Genomic DNA, 22003 nt, shown 5'->3' on the forward strand with positions numbered 1-22003 from the left:
GCATGGATGCGTTCGGAATTCGTGAAAAGCTGATCGCGGGCTACAGGTCCTTCACTGAGGGCTTTGTGGACATTCAAGATCAGCGGATCAAGGATGCCGTCGTCGAGCTCGGAGACAAGGGACGGCAGTGGCCCGACCCTTGGCTGTCCCTGAATCCCTCGTTCAGCTCCGGCGGCCGCATAGACGAGCTCGTCCGGCGTGGGCTCCTTCACCCCGACTGCGATGCCATTTTCAGGCCCAAGAAGGATGCCGGTGATCGTGGCTCGGCCCCCATCACCCTGCACAAGCATCAGCGCGATGCCATTGAAATCGCCGCCAAGAAGGATTCATATGTCCTAACAACGGGCACGGGCTCCGGAAAATCATTGGCGTACATAGTCCCGATTGTGGACCGCGTGCTCCGCGAAGGGACGGGTAAGGGCGTCAAGGCCATCATCGTTTACCCGATGAACGCGTTGGCCAACAGCCAGATGGAGGAGCTATCTAAGTTCCTCGACAACGGGTTTGACGGCAAGCCGCCGGTCACTTTTGGGCGCTATACCGGCCAGGAACGCGGAGAAACCCGCGAGAACATCCTTAAGAACCCCCCGGACATCTTGCTGACTAACTACGTCATGCTTGAGTACGTCCTGACCCGGCCGGAGGAACGGCAGTCCCTCGTCCGAGCGGCCTCCGGTCTCCAGTTCCTCGTTCTGGATGAACTGCACACGTATCGCGGCCGGCAGGGCGCCGATGTTGCCATGCTCGTACGCCGCTTGCGGGACGCCTGTAACGCCCAGAGCACCTTGCAGTGCATTGGCACGTCCGCCACGATGTCGAGCGGTGGAACTGTGGCCCAGCAGCAGAGGGACGTCGCCGAGGTCGCTTCCCGGATTTTTGGAACCGTTGTTTCGCCGGATCACGTGGTGACCGAGACCTTGATCCAAGCGACCACCAACCAGCACCGATCGGACCAGGATCTGAAGGCCGCTGTGAGAGAACGCGGCGATGCCGATTACAGCAGCCCGACGCTGGACGGCGGGTACACACTGATGACCTCCGATCCGCTTGCATCTTGGATTGAGGACACGTTCGGCCTCACGACGGAGCCGGAATCCAACAAGATTATCCGCAGACAACCACAGACCGTTACCCATGCCGCAGAGGAACTGGCCAAGCAGACCGGGGAAACAGCAAGCAGTTGCGCCACAGCTATCCGCGCGACTCTCCTTGCGGGTTCGAAGGCAAAGCACATTGAGACCAACCGACCGCTGTTCGCCTTCCGCCTTCACCAGTTCATTTCCAAGGCCGGTTCCCTGTATGCCACAGCGGAGTCTGAGGACACGAGACTCATCGAGACCGACTTCCAGCTAACCGTCGGAGACGCGGAGAAGCGGCTCTATCCCCTCGCGTTCTGTCGCGAGTGCGGTCAGGAGTACCTCATGGCGCGGTTGACGGAGGCCGGGGGCGACTTCCGATTCATCGCCCGTCACGAACTGAAAATGCAGGATACCGGCGGTCCGGACAATGGCCAGGACGGTTATCTGTACATCTCCACTGAGCAGGAATGGCCGGAGCAGGCTGTTGAGGCTGGCCGTATCCCCGCCTCCTGGCTCAACAACGCAGTCTCCGGGAATCCGATTATCGAGTCCAAGCGTGAGCGGATTCCATCTCGGTACCGGGTCCAGCCTGATGGCACAGCGGCCCGGGATGTCGAGTACACCCAGGAGGATGGCCAGCTCGCTGCATGGGTTCCGGGAAGCCTTGGTTTCTGCCTGAATTGCCAGGTCACCTATGAATCCGCGCGGAGTGGTGAATTCTCCAAGGTGGTGACTCTCGACCAAGAGGGCCGCAGCAGTGCAATGACAGTGATCGCAACGAAGCTCGTTCAGCTACTGAAGTCCGAGGCCGGCAGCGATTTGAGCCCGCGCGCCAAGAAACTGCTGACTTTCGTAGACAACAGACAGGACGCATCGCTTCAGGCCGGCCACCTGAACGACTTCGTTCAAGTGGCCCAGCTTCGCTCTGCCCTCTACCGCGCAGTCGCCTCAGCCGGCAACGCAGGAGTTGAGGCCATGGAACTGGGTGATGCGATCATCAAAACGCTCAGCCTGGCATGGTCCGACTATGCGCGCACTGAAGACCCGCTGGACCCCAAGCCAACTAAGCGGGCCCTCAACGAAGTCGTGACCTACCGCGCGCTGCGCGACCTGCAACGCGGGTGGCGAATCACCCTGCCAAACCTTGAACAGACGGGTCTCCTGGTAGTGGACTACCCCCTCGCCAAGAACCTGGCGGAACAAGAGCGCCGCTGGGAAAAGGCTCACTACGTGCTCCGGGACGCGGACCCCGGCAAGCGCGAGGAGATTATCCGGGTTCTGCTGGATGAGTTCCGCCGCGTTCTTGCCATCGACGCCGAGGAACTCACGGCGGACTGGCTGGACCGCGTCAAGAACCGCAGCCGCGAATTCCTGACGGGTATTTGGGCTTTGCCAGAGCAGGAATCCGCTGCCAGCGTCGGGCTCGTGACCACGGAGCCCAAGAAGATGGCTTACCGGACGACTCTCCCCGTGACCTCTTATGGAACATTTGGCCGATGGCTAGCCAAGACAGCTTCGCCGGGCAACAAGCTCAAGCGCGCCGAAGTGGACGAAGTCATCGCTTCGCTATTCCAAATTCTGCTCGAGACCGGCTTCATTGCCGAGGTCGTCGAAGGCAAAGTCTCCGGCTACCGCCTCAAGCTGTCCAGCATGGTTTTGAGGAAGGGCGACGGCGAATACGGCGCCCCCGATTTGCTCCGCCGCACATATCATGCCGACCAGAAGCCGCGCGTCATTCAGTTCTTCAAGGACCTGTACCTGGAGCAAGGACAGGAACTGGCGGGCCTCAAGGCAGCGGAGCACACTGCCCAGGTGCGTGCAGAAGATCGGGAAGCCAGAGAACAGGCGTTTCGCGAAGCAGAGCTTCCCCTCTTGTTCTGTTCTCCAACCATGGAGCTGGGCGTCGACATCGCCGACCTCAATGCAGTGGCGATGCGCAACGTTCCGCCCACACCGGCAAACTACGCGCAGCGCAGCGGCCGCGCGGGGCGCTCGGGCCAGCCGGCCCTGGTCCTGACCTACTGTGCCACAGGCAGCCCTCATGACTCCTATTACTTCGAACGCTCGAACCTCATGGTTTCCGGTCAGGTACAGCCGCCGAGGTTGGACTTCGCCAACGAAGACCTAGTCAGGTCGCACGTCCACGCCATCTGGCTGGCTGAGGCCCTCGCCGCAACGAGCTCGGGTCTGGGTAAGTCCATGAGCGGGCTGCTCAAGCTTGAAGACAAGAGCTACCCCCTTCAGCCGGAGATCAGGTCTGTCCTAGCTGATGAACAAGCCGCGAAACGCGCCAAGGCATCGGCCGGGGTCCTCTTGCGGAGCATCGAAGGGGAACTGAAAGACACGTCGTGGTGGGCTGAATCATGGTCCGATGCCGTCATTGACAACGCCCTTGCCAACTTCGATCAGGCCTGCGAGAGGTGGCGTCAGCTCTACCGGAGCGCAATCACTGAGCAGGACGCCGCGCACCGAGCCAGCCAGGATCACTCCACAGACTCCAAACAACGCGAGGCCGCGGCCAACCGGCACCGCGAGGCCGGCCAGCGCCTGGAAATCCTTCTCAATGACAGCGATTCAAAGGGTCAATCAGACTTCTACACCCTGCGTTACTTGGCTTCCGAGGGATTCCTCCCGGGATACTCGTTCCCCCGGCTGCCATTGGCTGCCTTCATCCCAGGCATCCGACGAGGCAAGGACAACAACAGCACCTGGCTGCAACGCTCGCGTTTCCTGGCCATCAGCGAGTTCGGCCCGGACTCGCTGATCTACCACGAAGGCGCCCGTTACCAGGTCAAGCGTGTCAGTCTCCCGCGCGACTCCGACGGCGCGGGCGTGGGAGACGTTGTCCTCGGTGAAGCCCGTGTCTGCGTTGCCTGTGGTTACTTGCATCAGCGCGAGGCCGGACTCGACATCTGTGAATCGTGCAACGAACCGCTGGTCGGCAGTTGGTCAAACCTGATGCAGTTGCAGTCCGTCATCACGCGCCGCCGCGAACGGATCAGCGCGGACGAGGAAGAACGCAACCGCCAGGGATTCCAGCTAGTCACCAACTATCGATTTGCGCCGCACGGTAAGAAGCCAGGCCGCTCCGATGCGCAGATGCTGAACGGGGAGGAAGTCATCGGTGCAGCGCACTACGGGGAGGGAGCCACTGTCCGAGTGACCAACCTGGGTCGCCGGAACCGGGCCAACCAGGATCGGCATGGGTTTTGGCTCGATCTCATTACTGGCGAATGGCTGTCGGAAAAGAAGGCCACCGCGGACACCGGAGACGCGGGTGACGCGACCGACGCGGATGACATGACCGTAGAACAGTCCAAGAAGAAGCAGATGGTGACGCCTTACGTTGAAGACCGCCGCAACATAGCTGTGGTTCGGTGGGCGGAGGCTGTGACGCACGCCGAAGCCACCACGATGCAGTTCGCCGTGGAGCGCGGCATCGAGGCCGTGTTCCAGCTGGAGGATTCCGAGCTCTCAAGCGAGCTTTTGGCTGACAGTGACGATCGGGGACGTCTGCTGTTCATCGAGGCCGCAGAGGGCGGCGCCGGAGTGTTGCGCCGGCTGCAAAGCGAGCCGGACGCCATGGCTAGGGTCGCCGCCAAGGCGCTGGAAATTCTGCACGTCGATGCCGCGACGGGCGACGACATGGAAAACAGCTGCGTCCGTGGTTGCTACCGGTGCCTGTTGTCCTACGGCAATCAGCGTGACCATGAAATCATCGACCGGAGGCTCGTCATAGACCGGCTGATGCAGTTGGCCGGCGCTGTCACGGTGGCCGCAGCACCGGCGCCGAAACCCAAGCACGCTATGCCTCCCGGAACTGTGGTTAGCCCGAGGGCCCAAAGCCTGTTGGACTATCTGCTGCAGAACGGGCGAAATCTGCCCGATGAAATTGGCCCCAGTATTGAGGGGAATGTGGTGGATTTTATCTACACGGCTAAATTGTCGGTGGGCACTGCAGTGATCGTGGAGGACGCGTCGAGACCTTCTGTCGATGACCTGGCGCTGACGTACGGCAACTGGAACGTCATCAGGTGCCGTCAGGACGAAGACATTGAAGCATTTGTTGGTGGACACCCGAACGTATTTGGAGTGGTGGAGTGACTAGTACGACGGCGGAGCACAGTTTTGCGGTTGGCTCGCTGGTAGCGGCCCGCGGCCGGGAATGGGTGGTTCTTCCCGAGAGCACCCCCGACTTCCTTGTCCTGCAGCCCTTGGGAGGCACCACCGATGACATCGCAGGAGTCATCCCCTCCATTGAGGAAGTGAACCCGGCGTCCTTCGGCCTACCGCTGGCAACAGACCTCGGCGATGACCGCAGTGCCCGCTTGCTCCGCGACGCGCTTCGTATCGGGTTCCGCTCCAGCGGTGGTCCGTTCCGTTCCCTGGCAGGGTTGAACGTGAGCCCTCGCCCCTATCAGCTCGTCCCACTGCTACTGGCGCTACGCCAGGATGTCGTGCGACTCCTCGTCGCCGACGACGTGGGAATTGGCAAGACCATCGAAGCCGGATTGATCGCCTCCGAGCTCCTGGCTCAAGGGGACGCCAGCGGACTCGCTGTCCTGTGCCCGCCGAGCCTGGCCCAGCAGTGGAAGCAAGAGCTTTCTGAGAAGTTCGGTATTGACGCCGAGCTGGTCCTGCCAGGGACAGTGAAGCGACTGCAGAAGGAAGCCGGCTACGACAAGTCCATCTTTGAGTATTTCAAACACACAATCGTTTCCACTGACTTCATCAAGTCGGAGTCCAAGCGCCATGACTTCATGCGGACGGCACCAGACCTGGTGATTGTTGACGAGGCCCATGGTGTCACCGCCGATGACTCCGGCAAAGGTGGCGTCGGCCGCACCCAGCGGTACGAGCTGGTGCGGGGACTGGCCGACAATCCGAACCGTCACCTCGTGCTGGTGACGGCCACGCCGCATAGCGGCAACGACGGCGCCTTCCGCAACCTGATCGGCCTGCTGGATGACAGTCTCAAGACTGTGGACCTAACCACTGAGGCGGGCCGCCGCAAACTCGCGGACCACATGGTCCAGCGCCGCCGCGTGGACATCCGCAGCTTCCTGAAGTCGGACACCAAGTTCCCGAGCGACCGCGAGACGGTAGAAGTGGCCTACGAGCTCTCGCCGCAACACCGGGCGCTCTTCGACGCCGTCCTGAACTACGTCCGCGGGCAGGTCCAGGACACCTCCGGCAGCAAACGCGACCAGCGCATCCGGTGGTGGTCCGCTCTGTCTTTGCTGCGCGCCATGGCGTCTTCGCCCGCCTCAGCCGCTGCGACGCTGAATACCCGAGCCGTGGCAGAGGACTCCGAATCGGACGCCGAGAAACGCGGAATGGCCGTCGTGATGGATCAGGTAGAGGACGACGGCGGTGAGGGCATCGACGTTGTCCCCGGATCCCGACCTGATGCCTTGGACGAAACGTCCTGGGAGAAACGCCAACTCAATGCGTTCCTCAAGACCGCGGTGGAGCTCCAGGCGAACCCGGCCCAGGACGCAAAGCTGCAGCTGCTGATGAAGCGCATCAGCACGCTCCTCGCCGACGGCTTCCAGCCCATCGTGTTTTGCCGTTTCATCCCGACGGCACACTACGTCTCGGAGTACCTGCGCACCGCAGGGAAGAAAAAGTTCGATGTCGAAGTCGTCACCGGCGAACTGCCCTCAGAGGAACGCGCCGCTCGCATCGCCGCGCAGGCGGAACGCGCCGGCGAAACTCCGAAGGTACTGGTGGCCACAGACTGCCTATCCGAGGGCGTGAACCTGCAGGACGGCTTCCAAGCCGTAATCCACTATGACCTCGCCTGGAACCCCACCCGCCACGAACAGCGCGAAGGGCGGGTCGACCGGTTCGGACAGCTCTCGGATACAGTCCGCGCCCTCACCATCTACGGTGATGACAACGGAATTGACGGCATAGTGCTGGATGTTCTCCTGCGCAAACATGAGAGCATCCGCCGGGACTTGGGCATCAGCGTACCCGTCCCGCCCCGCAGCGATCAGATCCTGTCCGCTCTCCTAGAGGGCATCATGATGCGCGGTAAGAACGGTGACCAGCTGGAGCTGTTCAGCCTCACCCCGGAAGCCGAGGAACTTGAAGCTGAGTGGCGAAGCAGCGCGGAACAAGAGAAGCTCAGCCGCTCCCGCTTCGCGCAGAACGCCATCCGCCCGGAAGAAGTACAGAAAGTCGTGGACGCGGCCCGACGCAGCCTGGGAGACCCCGGCGACGTGGCGGCCTTTGTGAAAGCCGCCCTTGAAGAAACGGGCGCGCACGTCGATACCATGCAGGATGGGCTGGTCGCCGAGCTAACAGCGGCTGTGCCGGGCATCCGCAATGCCCTGGGCTCGGATTCCAAGATCCGCTTCGTCAACGATTTCCCGGCCCCGCACCACACCTCCGTGCTGGTACGAACGGACCCCATCGTCGCTGCGGCAGCAAACTACGTCCTTAACTCCGCTCTGGACGCGCAACTCACGGGCAAGGCACGCCCAGCCCGCCGTTGCGGATTCATCAAAACCAACGCCGTGGACAAACTTACCGTGGCCCTCCTTGTCCGCTTCCGCACAAAGCTGGTACTTCCCGCGCGGCTTGGCGACAAGACAGATATGGCAGAGGAGGCCTGCATACTGGCCTTCACGGGCATGCCGCAGAACCCCGTCTGGCTCCCGGAAGAAGCCGTCGAAGCGTTGCTCCAGGCCAGACCGGACGCGAATGCCGGCGATGTCACCAACATGATGGCCGCCATCCTCGGATCTTTGGACCAGCTGAAGGACCAGCTGGAGCAGAAAGCCCAAGGCGTGGCCGAACAGATCCGTGATGCTCACCGCGAGGTCCGGATCGCTGCCCGTGGCGACCGTGCGGGCCAGCTCGGAATCCGTGGCCTCACGATCGAACCGAATCTTCCCGCAGACATCTTGGGAGTCTACGTCTACAGCCCGGTCGGAGGCACCAAATGAGCACGGCATTCCAAGCCATCACCGTCGTCGGGGGAGTTGTTCCCCCATCCTTGCTGGGGCGTATCCAGGCCGGGGAGGTCAGCGATGCCAGGAGCTTGGCTCCGGCGAGCTTCCACCTTGCCGGCACGGAGACGGTCCGGGACGCTGCCTCACGGACATGGATTTACCTACAGGGTGCGTGGAGCGCCTGGCTCGAATCCGACGCCACCAAACGCGCGGACGGGCAAGGCGCCGGTACCGGCGACGCCCGGCAGAAGTGGCTTCTGGTGCTCCTTCGCGAACTCGGCTATGGGCAGGTCCCTGCGACCCCCGGCGGCCTGACGAGCGGCAGCGAGGTATACCCCATCTCGCACCGTTGGGAGTCCGTGCCCATACACCTGCTTGGCCCTGGCGTGGACCTGGACAAGCGAACCCCGAAGGTTGAAGGTGCTGCAAGGCGCGCGCCCCAGGCGATGCTGCAGGAATTTCTGAACCGTGAGGACACTTACCTCTGGGCCATTCTCAGCAATGGTCTCAGGCTCCGTCTCCTGCGGGACTCCACAGCGCTGGCAGGCTCCGCATACATCGAATTCGATCTCGAGACCATCTTCGAGTCGGATCTCTATTCCGAGTTCCAGCTGTTCTGGCAACTCTGCCACCAGTCCCGGCTGGACAAGCGCGGTGGCTCCGAAGCGCCCCCGTCTGACTGCTGGCTGGAACACTGGCGAAGCGAATCCGTCGAGGCCGGAGCCCGTGCCCTCGACAAGCTGGGCGCCGGCGTCGAGAAGGCCCTGGGCTACCTGGGCTCAGGCTTTCTGCGCCACCCGGACAACCGCTGGCTCGTGGATGCCCTGCATTCCGGGGATCTAAGCCATCGCGACTTCCACAAGGCACTCCTTCGCACTGCATACCGCCTGCTGTTCCTGTTCGTGGTGGAGGATCGCGGCGCTCTCCTCGACCCGGCGGCGACCACCGATGCCCGCCATCGCTACGAGACCTACTTTTCGACGCAGCGGCTTCGGAAGATGTCCCGCGCCCGCGACGGAGGCCCGCACCCGGACCTGTGGCGTACCCAGAAACTCGTTCTGGGCGCCCTGGGCGGCGACGGCCTCGCAGCCGTGGGTCTGCCGGCACTCGGCGGCCTCTTTGACCCCGATTCCCGTGCCGTCCGGTTGGAAGCCCAGCCTCGTGACGACCTACTGCTGGGCGCCGAGATGGCAAACCAGGACTTCCTCAAGGCCATCCGCGGCCTAGGCTGGGTGGCTGGGAAGACCGGCCGTCTGCAGCCCGTGGACTACCGACATCTCGGGGCCGAGGAATTAGGCTCCGTTTACGAATCCCTGCTGGAATTGGTGCCCCGCGTCGACACCGAGACGCGGTCCTTTGAGCTCGTTCACCTGGTTGGAAACGAGCGCAAGACCACCGGCTCCTACTACACCCCACCAGGTCTGGTGTCCGCACTATTGGACACCGCCTTGGACCCGCTGCTGGACCAATCCGTCAACGGTGCAGCCGGACCGGACAACGCCGAGGAACGCCTCCTTAAGCTGACCGTTTGCGACCCAGCCTCCGGCTCCGGCGGCTTCCTGGTGGCCGCCGCCCGCCGAATTGCCCGTCGCCTGGCAGAGGTGCGCGCCGGCGAGAACGAGCCGACACCGGGCGAGGTGCAGAGCGCACTGCATGACGTGGTGGAACGCTGCATCTACGGCGTGGACATGAACGACCTCGCCGCCGAACTTGCCAAAGTCTCCCTGTGGTTGGAAGCCATGCAACCCGGGAAACCGCTGGGCTTCCTGGACGCACGAATCAAGATCGGCAACAGCCTGCTGGGAACAACGCCTGCGCTGCTCGCCGGCGGCGTACCAGAGGGGGCCTTCGCGGTCCTTGAGGGCGACGACAAGAAGTTTGCAGCGGAGGCCAATAAGCGGAACAAAGCCGAGAACAGCCGGAAAGCGGACAGGCTCTTTGGCTCGCTCGGGCAGGAAGCATTCAGTTTCGGTGGCACGAAGTCCGCAGTGGCCCAGCTGATCAGCCAGCGCCGCGAACTGGTCAAGCCCGTGACCAGCGCCGAGGAAGCACGCTTCCGGGCCGAGGCCTACGACGCGTTCGACCACTCCGCGGAAATGGAGCAGAAGAGGCTCCACGCCGATGCCTGGTGCGCAGCCTTCGTGTGGCCGCTCAAGGCCGGTGAGGCTGAGCCTCCTACGTCCTCCATCGTCCGGCAGCTGGGCGACTCCGGCACCTCGGCAGGATTTGCCCGGACAGTCACCCTGATCCAACAGCTGGCCGACGAGTACCGCTTTTTCCACTGGCACCTCGAGTTCCCGGAAATCTTTGGCGACCCGGAGTCCGGCGAGGACGTCGGCGCCGAGGGCTGGCCGGGGGGGTTCTCCTGCGTGCTAGGCAACCCGCCGTGGGAGCACATCGAGCTCAAGGAACAAGAGTTCTTTGCATCCGAAAATCTGGAGATCGCGGCTGCCACGGGAGCGAAACGAAAAAAACTCATCGCTGAGCTGCCAGAATCCGATCCAATCCTTGACGTCAAATTTCGATCGCGTAAGCGTGAAATCGATGGACTCCGCCACTTCGCCGCGAACTCGGGACGGTATCCGTTTTGCGGACGAGGAAGGGTCAAGACAGATCCACTCTTTGCCGAGCTTTTCCGGTCAATGACCCATCCATTGGGCCGAACTGGGGTCATTGTGCCGACCGGCATTGCAACTGATCACACGACCCAATACTTCTTCAACGACATGGTGGAGACAGCCTCCATTGCGGCGCTCTATGACTTCGAAAACGCTAAGCCTTTGTTTGAAGGCGTGCATCGAAGCTATAAATTTTGCTTGCTGACCCTGACGGGCCGGGTGGCCAAGGAGTCGGTTGCATCGTTTGCTTTCTTCCTCCATGATCCTGCCGACATTTCGGCATCTGAGTTCGAGCTCACTCCAGATGAGATTAAGCTGCTGAATCCGAACACCGGAACGCTACCTATCTTCCGCACCCGCCGCGATGCTGAAATCACCCTGGACATCTACCGGCGCGTCCCCGTCCTCATCAACGAGAACGACCCCGTTAACGGCAATCCGTGGGGTGTCTCGTTCATGCAGGGCCTCTTCAACATGACCTCCGATTCGCATTTATTTCACACCCGCGAGCAGCTGGAGAGCAAAGGTTGGACCCTGCAGGGGAACATTTTCGAGCGCACCGTCAACGGCAAGCCCGAGAAGATGTTGCCGCTGTACGAGGCCAAGATGATCCATCAGTTCGACCACCGCTGGGCGACTTACGACGGACAGGACGTGAGAGACGTGGGGATGGCCGAGAAGGCAGACCCCTCGTTTACGGTTCTCCCTCGATACTGGGTTCCCCGCGCAGAAGTCGATCCAGTGCTCAGTGGTAGCTGGATTGTCGGGTTCCGTGACATCGCCCGAGCAACCGACGAGCGGACCACGATTTGCGCCAATTTTCCTAGGTCGGGAGTAGGAAACAAGCTGCCAATACTTCAATCTTCTGACCCTGATCTTTGGGTGCTTCCCACAGTAATGAACTCTTTTGCTCAGGACTTCATAAGTCGCACTAAGGTGAGCAGCACGTCCCTGAACTTCTTTATCGTGAAGCAATTCCCTGTGCTGCCGCCTGAGGTCCTTAGGGGTGTAACGAAATGGAATGATCCATCACAAAGCTTTATTGATTGGATTCGGCCGCGTGTAGCAGAACTCGAATACACAACGTACGAAGCGATCTCAGATGCAGCGACCGGGCTAGAAAGAGGCGGTCCATTTCAGTGGAATCCTGACCGGCGGTCCCGAATTCGAGCAGAACTAGATGCCGCACTCTTTGTTGAATACGGGTATGACCGTGCAACGATTGACTACGTTTTGGAAGCTTTTCCCATCGTGATGCGCAAGGACTTGTCCCTATTCGGGGAGTACCGCACCAAGCGCCTCATCCTCGAGGCCTATGACGCCATGCTGGAGGCCATCAAGACCGGAGTCCCGTTTGGGTCGACGCTTAACCCGCCGCCCGGCCAAGGCCCCCGCCACCCCGCCAAGGAGCTCTCCGCATGATCCAGAACTTGAACTGGACTCGGTTCATCGAGTTTGCCGGCAAATTTATCGAAACTGTCGACCTTCAGGCGGAAGAGAATGAATACAAGAAAGAATTGGCGGCAAAGCTCGCGGTAGTTCGGGACGAACTGCTGGCAGGGGATTCTGGATGGCACTCGCACTTCATTCGGGCCCTGCGGACGACGAACCTCGTCAACTACAGAACTATCGGTGCCATGGACAAGCTCGATGATGCCTCGTCGCAGAACCTGGAATCTCTCTTTACGCTGTTTTGGTCGGGGGAGCCCGAAACGGAGAAGCTGAATGCCTTGGTCGGCGGTCTTAAGGAGCTGAACTCTCGAGAACTTTCCGACGGTATTGCCACCGGAGTGGGTTCTGTCCTGCTTATGGCTGTGGATCCGACCGAGTTCCCGCCCTACCGACCCGAAGCGGTCCGTCAGTTCTGGAACATCATTGGCTTTGACTACAAGGAGACGGTCCGGACAGCTCGAGGCCGCTACGAGGCGTTCTTGGAAACCCTGGACGAACTGCGTGCGGAGCTGGCGGCTGCGGAGCTTGGCGAATTCAATCGGTTGGAGGCCCAAGGAGTGATGTGGTCGGTCATGAACACCGGCCCGGGCGACGACTGGACGCCGGAGCAGGCCGCGATCCTTCGGCAATGGCGGGGCGACAAAATTCCCTCCGCCGAGCTCGATCTGAACATTGCTGCTGCTACCATAGCTCCCGAGCTTGAGGCGGTAGCACGGCGGATCATCGAAACCGGATTCCGCGGGGAACCTTCACTCTTTGACGGTATAACTGTGTTGTGGACCGTCGAGAACGCCCGCGAGCTGGCGGCCCGGGGTGAGCTGGATGTGGGCCCCGGAACGTTTATGGCCAAGTTCGAGCGCCAGCTGCAGGGCGCAAACCGGGCCACTATCCTGCTGGCCGCCGAACTCGCCTACCTGCAAGTTCTGCCCCTCAGCAACGTTGGCGGGGCCACCAAAGTGGCCCGGGTGAACAAGATCCTGTCCTGGATCGATGACGCCCCGGTAACCCTCCCAATCGGGCTTACTGAAGGTCTGGGAGCGGAGGGCGCGTTTCACGGCGGCGTCGGATTCAACATCCAAGTGGCAGAGCACATGAAATGGCTGTCCAGGCTCGTTGAGCATGTCGCGGGTCAGCCCATGAGCCTAATCGCAGCCGGGCTGGAAGATCCTTGGACGTTCCGCGATATTTCCCAGTCGGTGCCGGACGACAGGCCAATGATCCGGTACAGCATCGACTACCTGGCATGGCCGGGCTACCTTCCACCTGTGGTCAAGCGCGATCATCGGATCGAGATCTGGCAAGCCTTCGCAGGCGTCATCGGTGGGGCGACCGGCCGGAACATCAACGACGAAGGTGCGATCGCCAAGGACCTGCATGCCATTCGTCTAGTTCAACAGGGCAACACCAACCAATTCGTCGAGTGGTACCGGGAACCGTACCTGAGTCAATGGCGGACAGGCTCCGAAGATTCTGGCCAACGCGCTTGGCTAGTGCGGCAAAGCCAGGCCGGATCCGCGATGCTTCATCCCTGGTTGGAGGACGGCTTCGTATCCACTCCGGCACAGCACCTGGGATCACCCGCACCCGGGTCGACAGTGAGCCAAATCCAGACGGCCGTCAACAAGGGCTACCAGCACATCGAATACTCGGAACGGAAACTCCGGGCCATGGAGTACCACCGATTCCTCAGCATCATGAAGGCGGACGACTTCGTGGTCACTGCATTCGAGGACGCCCTCTACCTCGGCATCGTGACAGGTGAGGCTCATTACGCGGACGATGCTTCATCGCGCCTGCGACGCTCAGTGGCATGGCAGAAGACTCCCATCAGCAATGAGGATGTTCCCGCGCCGTTGCCCCGGCTCTTGGCCGAGCAGGGAGCGGTGGTTGACCTCACGGAAGCTTTTTCCATCATTGCGTCTTGGTACGGCGCGGAATCTGATATTGACGATGAAACTGAAGACGCGGCACCTGCGCCGCAGATCGCCATCGTGCCTCGGCTGCGACTCGCAACGCCGGAACTTGCCCGAAAACTGAACGTGGAACAGGGGCACCTCCAAGAGGTGATCCGGCTACTTCAGACGCGGCAGCAGGTTGTGTTCTACGGCCCTCCCGGTACCGGCAAGACTTATCTGGGAACGGCGATCGCTAAGTTCGTTGCGGGGGAGGAGCACGCGGACCACGTCAAGACGGTCCAGTTCCATCCCTCCTATGCCTATGAGGACTTCTTTGAGGGGTATCGTCCAGCGAAGAGCCAGGATGGAAATGTCGGGTTCAGTCTGGAGGCAGGGCCTTTGAGGCGAATCGCCGACGAGGCCGCATCCGACGGCAACCGTGATAAGCCGTACTTCCTCGTCATCGACGAGATGAATCGCGGAAATTTGGCCAAGATCTTTGGCGAGTTGTATTACCTGCTTGAGTACCGGAATGAGGGGATTAATCTCCAATACAACCCGGAAAAGGTCTTTGCGCTCCCGCCCAACCTGTTCATTATCGGAACGATGAACACTTCGGACAGGTCAATTGCAATGGTGGACGCGGCCATTCGGCGTCGATTTGCGTTCATTGAGTTGCACCCGCAGGACGGCATGATTTCGGGGCTGCTGGAACGCTTCCTCAAGGCGAACGGAAAGCCTTCTTTGCGGGCAGAACTGCTGAATGCCTTGAACAGCGAGATTGAGGAGACTAACCGTGATCTCATGATCGGGCCGTCCTACTTCATGAAGCCCCATGCTGAGACCGACGAAGGACTCGAGGAGATCTGGAAATACGAGCTGCTGCCGCTGCTCGAAGAACAGTATTTTGGACGTCTGAAGCGGAACCAGATCCGGGAGAAGTTTGGGTTGGCGGCGATGCGCCGCAAGGCGGCGAGCAGGGTCGGGCCGGTGGACCTTTCCTTGGCGTCTGCTGAGCAGGTCCTAGATGGTGAGGGCGCCGATGAGTTCGAGCAGCTGTTGACGGACTCGGAAGACACGTCCACCTGATGCTCCGATCGATCGTCCTCGACGAGCTACAAAGTTCGGCAGATCCAGTTGAACTGGATCCGGAAGTGGCCGCCACACTCCGGGACACCGGGCTGGTGACGGTACTGCCTGCTCACGGCGGATTGTGGACGGTGCTCCCGGCGGGAACCGTAGGGGCTGTCCAGGTGGGAAACCTTCTGGTCGAGGTCAAGCCAAAACAGAAGGTTGGTCTCAGCCGGCTGCTGTTCCTGCTCAGCTACGCCGCGAACCCGGGCTTCCGTCCGGAAGACATTGCGGGCATCGAAGACACCGACCTGTTCGCCGCCCTCGGCGAATCCCTGGCCCGCCAGGGGTTGCGGGCGCTGGAACGCGGTGCGCTCAGTGGGTACGTCCACGTTGAGGACGCCCTCCGCACAGTCCGAGGGCGGATCCGTGTGGGCGACCAGATGACCCGCCGCCCCGGGATGCTCCTGCCCTTGGAGGTCGCCTACGACGACTTCACAGTTGACATCGCCGAGAATCGTATCCTGCGGGCCGCCATACGCTTGATGATGCAGGTCCCGAGGCTTTCCCATGACGTGCGCTGGAAGCTGGCCCACTTGGATTCGAAGCTGGACGGAGTCTCGGAGCTACGGTTCGGAGCCACGCTACCTCCTTGGACAGAATCGCGTCTCAACGAGCGCTATGTTCCTGCCCTCCGCTTGGCGGAGATCATACTTCGGAACATGTCGGCCGAGGCCGGTATCGGACGCCATTCCGTCGCCTCTTTCGTTGTGAACATGGCCAAGGTGTTCGAGGACTTCGTTACAACTTCACTTCGCGAGGCCCTTGATGGCTATCCCGGCGAAACCAGCGGGCAATACGAGACGTTCTTAGACGAGTCTGAAGTTGGCCAGACTGGGAATCGTGTCCGCATGTCAGTGGACATCGTTCATTCGGTACGCGGCGTTCCCGCGATGGTGTTCGACGCGAAGTACAAAGCAGCGTCTGCGGCCGACGGGTATCCCAATGCTGACTACTATCAAATGCTCGCCTATTGCACGGCGTTAACTGTGCCGACGGCATGGCTGATTTATGCGGGGCCAGGAAAACCGCGCGTGCGCCAAGTCAGAAACACAGAGATTTCAGTCGTGGAGTTTCCGCTTGATCTTTCACAAGCGCCGAATGACTTGTTAGCCAGGGTGAAACGCTTGGCAGACTCGGCATTTAACGAATGGCGGGCAACTGCTGTTATAGGCCTTCCAAGCGCGTCTTAGGTATTCCGCTGTCGCTGATGGCAGGCGGAAACTTACTTCAACGCTGCGGGCGGTTAGCCTGTCACCGGTCCCGAGCGATCGGAGAGGCACGGTTCCCGATATCTCGCTCTGAACGGCACCGATCCTGACCAAACCCACGTGTGCCCCCCGAGCGGCCAGATGCAGAGTGACCTAGAGGAAGCAGGTGGGGAGCCGCAGCTGGCACACCACCTGCCCTCGTCTGCTACCCGATTTTCGTCCAAGCGGTGCAGCTCGTCGATTCGAATACCTCGCCATTCGCGAGCGTCACAGTGGCCGTACCTTGGACAATGTTGTTGTCCTTAATGCTGGCGTCGCTGCCAGTGCCCGTCTTCCAGGCGTAGTAGCAGCCGACCGAGTTGGTTCCGTCGGGACCCGTTGTTGTGTACGTGCCGGGCTGCACGTCCCCACCAACAACGTGAAGGCCGCTCTTGATCTGACTGGCCGCAACCTGCTTCGTCGCATCGCTGAGCTTCTGTTCACGGGAGGCCAGGTCCGCTTCTTTGCTGGCCAAGGTTTTCTCCTTGTCAGCCAACTGTTGCTGCAGGGTCTTCACGCCGGCGGCTGCTGATTGCAACGTGCTGATCTGGGCGTCCTTGTCCGACGCCGCGGCGCGCAGCTTGCTGATGGTTGCGTCTCCGCTGGTGATTTTGGCGGTGAGCTCGTCGTTCAGTGCCGCGTATTCTTTCGTCGAACTGACGGCTGGCCGCGTCGCGAAACCGAGTGCTGTCCCGCCGATGAGCCCGGCGAAAAGCGCGATGGGCACCACCACTCGAGCCCATCGGGGGACCTGTTTGAACATTCTGGGAAAGAAGGCACTTTGGCGGCCGGCCGGCGTCGTGCCCTCCGCGGGGGTGCCGACCTGCGGCGCCCGCGTTGGCATTTCCGGTGCTGCGGATGGCCCGGGTTCAGATGGTGTGTTCATTATCTTTCATCCCCATTCACGATTCTTGAGTCCCTGCGCTATGAGGGATCCGGTGCCCTAGCCGCTTGGGCTAGGCCACCGGATCCTGCGATCAAACAGGTGCTACTTGCTGCTGCCGGTGCAGGATGCCATGGCGGTGGTTCCGGAGCCGCTATTCTTTGACACGCTTTGGCCGTCGACCAGGATTTCGCAGGTGACGTTGGTCGGGCTCGAGTAATCACCCGTGACGATCAAAGAGCTCAGGTTGAAGCCCTTGGCGGTGACGTCCTTCTTCCAGTTGGCCGTGATGTCCTCGTTCGAGGTGCCTCCATCGGTCCAGTAGGAGACATGAGCCTTTCCGGTGACGGTGACGACGTACTCGATCTTGTGTTCCTTGTTCACCGAGTCGCTGACGCTCTGAGCCGCAGCGCCGATGATGGCAGTCACGATGATGGCGATGATCACGGAGAGAACGCCCAGGATAAGTCCGGCAGCAGAGGTTCCCTTCTTGGAGAACTTACGGGTCAACCCAATGACGCCGAAAATGATGGCAAGTGGGCCGAGCAGAAAGGCGACGAAGCCGACGATCGGGATGATCGAAAAGACGATGGCAAGAATACCCAGCACGAGGGCGGCGGTGCCGAAGCCGCTGCCCTTCGAGGGCGCGGGGACGGCCGGTGCAGGCTGGGCGTACGGTGCGAGTGGTTCGGTCATGATAGATCCTTCGGGTTGAGCGATTCGGAGACAATGCAGGGCCGCGAGTGCGAAAGCGTTGAAATTACCCCTGCTCTTACTCTCGGCAGCCTGCTGTGCTCACGTTAGGATCTGGGTCGGACATTTTAGGGGAGATTCTTGAAAACGCCAGTCAACTCCCTGCGTTCCGCCCACCCGCACAAGTTCGTGGGCGCCGGAGTATTCAAGCCGTCGCTGTTTCAACCTCTGTGCTGGCGGGTGAGGGGATTCGGGCACGTTTGCGGGCCAGCCTCTGGTGCAAGCCGCAACGAAGTTCTGCCGGGAGGGTGGGCTGCCCTTGGACAGCGGGCGGCTCGGGTGTTGCCAAGGGTTCGGCGAAGTCGTCCGTGAAGGTTTGGCTCGCCGTCGTTGACTGCTTCCAGGTGCTCGCGCTGCCGGATGCCATTACGGCCGAGCTCGCGGGTGGGGGTGTCGTGGCGCTATCGTCACGGGAAGCAGGGTGCACCTTGCGAACCGACTTCGCAAGGTGACCCCGGTCAGCCGCTTGCAGAATTACTCGAATCCACAAGCGACCGACCGGTCCGCGACAATCAATGTAAGGTCGTCCAGCGCGGGCCGCCTACGTCCAGGACTTACTGACCCGCCCGGCCCAAGTTGCCTACTTCTTTCTTGTCGGGAACCAAGGAACTCCTGGCTTGATGGCAAGGACGAAGAAAAGGAAGATGATGCTGAACATTACCAAGCTGGCTAGAGTCGGCTTGGGTGTCCAACCAGAAGTGGCCCAGTAAAGCAACCATTGCGCTGCCCACATACCGCCCACCGAAGCGAGGTAGACATAAAGTCGTCCCCACACGGTCTTCGGGGTCAATAACTTAGGTCTGGCCGACATTGTCCCGTTCCTGTCTTACCTGCAAGCGTCATTCCAGTTTATTCCCGCGCCAAATGCTCCGAACCCGGCACAAGTTACCCACCCGATGCCGAGACTGAACGCCCCGACGGCTCCGCAGATCGCCCCCGTCGCAGCCGAATAGCCTCCCATCGCGAACCACCCTTGCCAGCAGGACGGGCCCGACCAGCCTGCGGTGGTGATCGTTGCCCGGGAGTTAGCGGTAGAGGCAAGGGTGGCCGCCCCGGTTTGAGCAGGTTGTTTCTTGGTGCTAAGAGCAACGGCCGGTTTGCCGTCCTTGCCGGTAATGACTTCGAACGTTTTCCCCTTGATGCTCGCGACGAAGGCGTTGATCTGTTGCTGCGTAAGGACGGCCGCTAGTCCTTCGCCACCTCCCGCCTCGACGGAACCGGCCCTCGAGATGAGGAAGCTGGAGAACTCGGGGCTAGATTTCAACGTATTTAGTCGGGCGGCAAATCCTCCGGGATCGGTGTCCTTCACCTTATGGATGATCACAGAAATCGGCACCCCGTTGGGGTTGCTCACTTTTGCAGCGCCAGCCTCGCCGTCTGTGTACTTTGTCGCGGCGTTGCTTACCAACGGCGAATCGATGTGAATGTCGCCGTGAGCAGACGGCCCTGTGGTTGAACTGGTGGCTGCGCCCAAGGAATACGACGAGACACCAATTGCGAGTGCAGCCCCGATTCCAAGCACCGTCCTGATGGTCTTCTTCGGCCCAAACGCTCTCATAATTCTCCCCAATCTTTGAGTATGACTTCATTTCCGTCGGGGTCAGGGATACGGCAGTTGGATCCTGCGGCACCCGATTCCCGGGAACAAAATAAGCCGAAGATTTTCCATCTAAGTGTGGAGGTGGTCCCATCTACGTGCATTTTGGCCGGTTTTCGGGCCGATCTCAGTGTGAATTCCGCAAAAATCAGTGTGGCTCAGCATGCTTCTACGTGTTCGACTACGTTCTCCTTGGCAGCGAGGTCCGTCCATGGATCGCGGGTAGGACTCCGAAGACTTCGACCGGATACGGTCAGGAGTCCCACCGCTGGCATTGCGTTCCTGAACCGAACCATGGAAGCAATAGACTTTGGGTAGTTGCGCCATTCTGAACGCTCGCGAGAGACGGAGGAAACGTTGAACAGAGCAGTAAACAGGGGATTATTGTTCGGGGCCGGGTTCGGATGCGCATATGTGCTGGCGGTTCTTCTCTTGGACGGGCCTGGCGGCCCCGGATTGACGATACTCAGCGGGCTCGGCGGCGCGATGGTAGGTGCCGTGTCGGGTTGCATCAATGCCGCATTGACCTTTTGGGCGTGTCGCCTGACTAGAATTCGCCGTGATCTTGAAAATGCTACGGCCGCCGGTATCACCGCGGTTTCGACTTTGCTGATCCTTATGGCCTTGGCTTCGGCATCCGATTCGAGGTGGCCGTGGTGGACGAATCTTGTTTCGGCGGTTGCGGCAGCTGCCATTGGCGGATTGGCGTGGCCTCGGACGAAAACTGTGATGCTCCGCGACTGAACCACGCAGTACCGGAACGCCACCGCTCCGGTGCCGGGCGGCGTCGTACATCTCAACCAGGGCGTTTAGAACGCCGGAGTTCGCGGACTGCCCCAACGTCTCTCCGCACACCATCGGGGAGGTTCGCTCTGATGGCCGGACATTTTGAAGTGTTCACTGACAACGGCGGCAGCTGCAGGGTCAGGCTGGTTGACGAGTTCGGCAGGGTGCTCGCAGTGTCAGGCCCCTTCCATGACAAGGACGCCGCAGCCCGCGGGATCTACGCTTTCCGTGACAACGAACGCGAGCGGCCTCATCGAGGTCCACACGTCCACATTCTGAACGGTTCCACGATTACAGCGACGAGCCAACGCACTCGCGTTCCCCGGATGGCGCCTGGCCGGCGTTCGCGCTTGTCCGCGAGGCTCGGCGCTGGCCGGCCGCCAGCACCCCGAGCGAAACGATGGTCAAAGACGCGATCGCCGCTCCGACTGCCGGTGGCCCGGTTTCGCCTGCCGCGGAGCTGAGGGCCAGGCCCGCCGCCCACGAGCCGGCGGCAATGCCGAAGTTGAACGAGGCCGTGGTCAGCGCGGACGCAAGCGTCGGGGCCTTGCCAGCGAACTTGACCGCAAGCGCGAACGCCACGGGATTCACCACGAACCCGGCGAAGCCTGCCAGGGTGATCAGGATGACGACAGGCAGGGCCTGCTCCGAAAACACGCACAATGCGAGAAGGAAGAGCGTGGCCGCGACGGCAGCTGTGATGGTGGTGGCGTACGGCCGGTGGTCTCCGAGCCTGCCTCCCGTGTAATTGCCGAGGAGCGCGCCCACGCCGAAGCAGCACAGCACCCACGGCAGCATCGCAGCCGGGACGCCGGCACGGTCCGTCAACAGGGGCGCGATATAGCTGTACGTGGCCAGGACGCCTCCCATGATCAAGGCACAGGAGGCCAGGGCCAGCCCCAATCGTCCGGACCGGAGTGCCGCGAACTCAGAGCTCAGGGACGGCGTCGCCCCGGCGGGCTCTTCGTGCGGGACGAAGCGGACGATAAACACCGCGGCGGCGGCCGCGAGGATGGCCAAGGCCCAGAAAGGAGCCCGCCAGCCGGCGATCTGCCCCGCGAACGCCCCGAGCGGGACGCCAACCACTGTCGCCAGGCTTCCTCCACCCATGACGACGCCGAGCGCGCGCGATCCGGCCGCGGGGCCTGCCGCTCGGGTCGCCACCACGACGGCGACGGACCAGAAGGCGCCTGTAGCACAGGCTGTGACAAACCGGGCCGCGAAGATGACTTCGAAGCTCGGGCTAACGGCGACCAGGACATGACCGACCGCGAACAGCAGGAGCGAGAGCATCAGGGTGAGCCGACGCTGGAGGCGCAGGGTCAAGATGATCATCGCCGGTGATCCGATGATCATCCCTACGGCGAAGATGGTGATGAGGAGGCCCGCGTGCGGAACGCTGACCCGGAGGTCGCTGGCGAGTTCGGGCAGCAGACCGGCTATGAAGAACTCGGTTGTCTGCATCAGGAATGTTCCGGCGGTGAGAACGAACACCACCGGTGGCAGTCCGCCGCGTGAATGTACGGCGCTTTTCAACCCGGCCGCTTTGAGATCCGTTGATGGCATGCTTTGAGGCACCACTTTCTAGGGGAACACA

The 22003-nt window shown here is 61.3% G+C and carries 9 protein-coding genes; 5 read left to right on the plus strand and 4 right to left on the minus strand.

Features of this window, described 5'->3' with window-relative positions:
* The first annotated feature begins 2 nt into the window (after window positions 1-2).
* The 5 genes from LFT47_RS05380 to LFT47_RS05400 all read left to right on the plus strand — a co-directional run bounded on the left by LFT47_RS05380 (window position 3) and on the right by LFT47_RS05400 (window position 16330).
* Window positions 3-5183, plus strand: a complete 5181-nt coding sequence (locus LFT47_RS05380; RefSeq protein WP_236815988.1) for a DEAD/DEAH box helicase — start codon at window positions 3-5, stop codon at window positions 5181-5183.
* Window positions 5180-8035: a helicase-related protein gene (locus LFT47_RS05385; RefSeq protein WP_236815990.1), complete on the plus strand. Its 2856-nt coding sequence runs from the start codon at window positions 5180-5182 to the stop codon at window positions 8033-8035. The genes LFT47_RS05380 and LFT47_RS05385 overlap by 4 nt, the downstream gene beginning before the upstream one ends.
* Window positions 8032-12081, plus strand: coding sequence for an Eco57I restriction-modification methylase domain-containing protein (locus LFT47_RS05390; protein ID WP_236815992.1), 4050 nt, complete (start codon window positions 8032-8034; stop codon window positions 12079-12081). Before LFT47_RS05385 ends, LFT47_RS05390 begins: the two co-directional genes overlap by 4 nt.
* The gene (locus LFT47_RS05395; RefSeq protein ID WP_236815993.1) at window positions 12078-15095 is read left to right on the plus strand and encodes an McrB family protein; all 3018 of its coding nucleotides are present in this window, start codon (window positions 12078-12080) and stop codon (window positions 15093-15095) included. The genes LFT47_RS05390 and LFT47_RS05395 overlap by 4 nt, the downstream gene beginning before the upstream one ends.
* A 164-nt stretch (window positions 15096-15259) precedes the next feature.
* Complete coding sequence (locus LFT47_RS05400; RefSeq protein WP_236815994.1) at window positions 15260-16330, plus strand: McrC family protein; 1071 nt, start codon at window positions 15260-15262, stop codon at window positions 16328-16330.
* Window positions 16331-16553: 223 nt separating this feature from the next.
* Here LFT47_RS05400 and LFT47_RS05405 read toward each other — a convergent pair whose 3' ends face one another.
* From LFT47_RS05405 to LFT47_RS05420, 4 genes are all read right to left on the minus strand, one after another.
* Complete coding sequence (locus tag LFT47_RS05405) at window positions 16554-17273, minus strand: hypothetical protein (RefSeq protein WP_236815995.1); 720 nt, start codon at window positions 17271-17273, stop codon at window positions 16554-16556.
* Between the two features lie 102 nt (window positions 17274-17375).
* The gene (locus tag LFT47_RS05410; RefSeq protein WP_236815996.1) at window positions 17376-17966 is read right to left on the minus strand and encodes a DUF4190 domain-containing protein; all 591 of its coding nucleotides are present in this window, start codon (window positions 17964-17966) and stop codon (window positions 17376-17378) included.
* Window positions 17967-18849: 883 nt separating this feature from the next.
* Window positions 18850-19497: a hypothetical protein gene (locus LFT47_RS05415; protein WP_236815997.1), complete on the minus strand. Its 648-nt coding sequence runs from the start codon at window positions 19495-19497 to the stop codon at window positions 18850-18852.
* 1200 nt (window positions 19498-20697) lie between these two features.
* Window positions 20698-21972: an MFS transporter gene (locus tag LFT47_RS05420; protein ID WP_236815999.1), complete on the minus strand. Its 1275-nt coding sequence runs from the start codon at window positions 21970-21972 to the stop codon at window positions 20698-20700.
* Window positions 21973-22003 lie beyond the last annotated feature (31 nt).

The sequence above is a fragment of the Arthrobacter sp. FW306-2-2C-D06B genome, from assembly GCF_021789175.1.
Classification (GTDB): domain Bacteria; phylum Actinomycetota; class Actinomycetes; order Actinomycetales; family Micrococcaceae; genus Arthrobacter.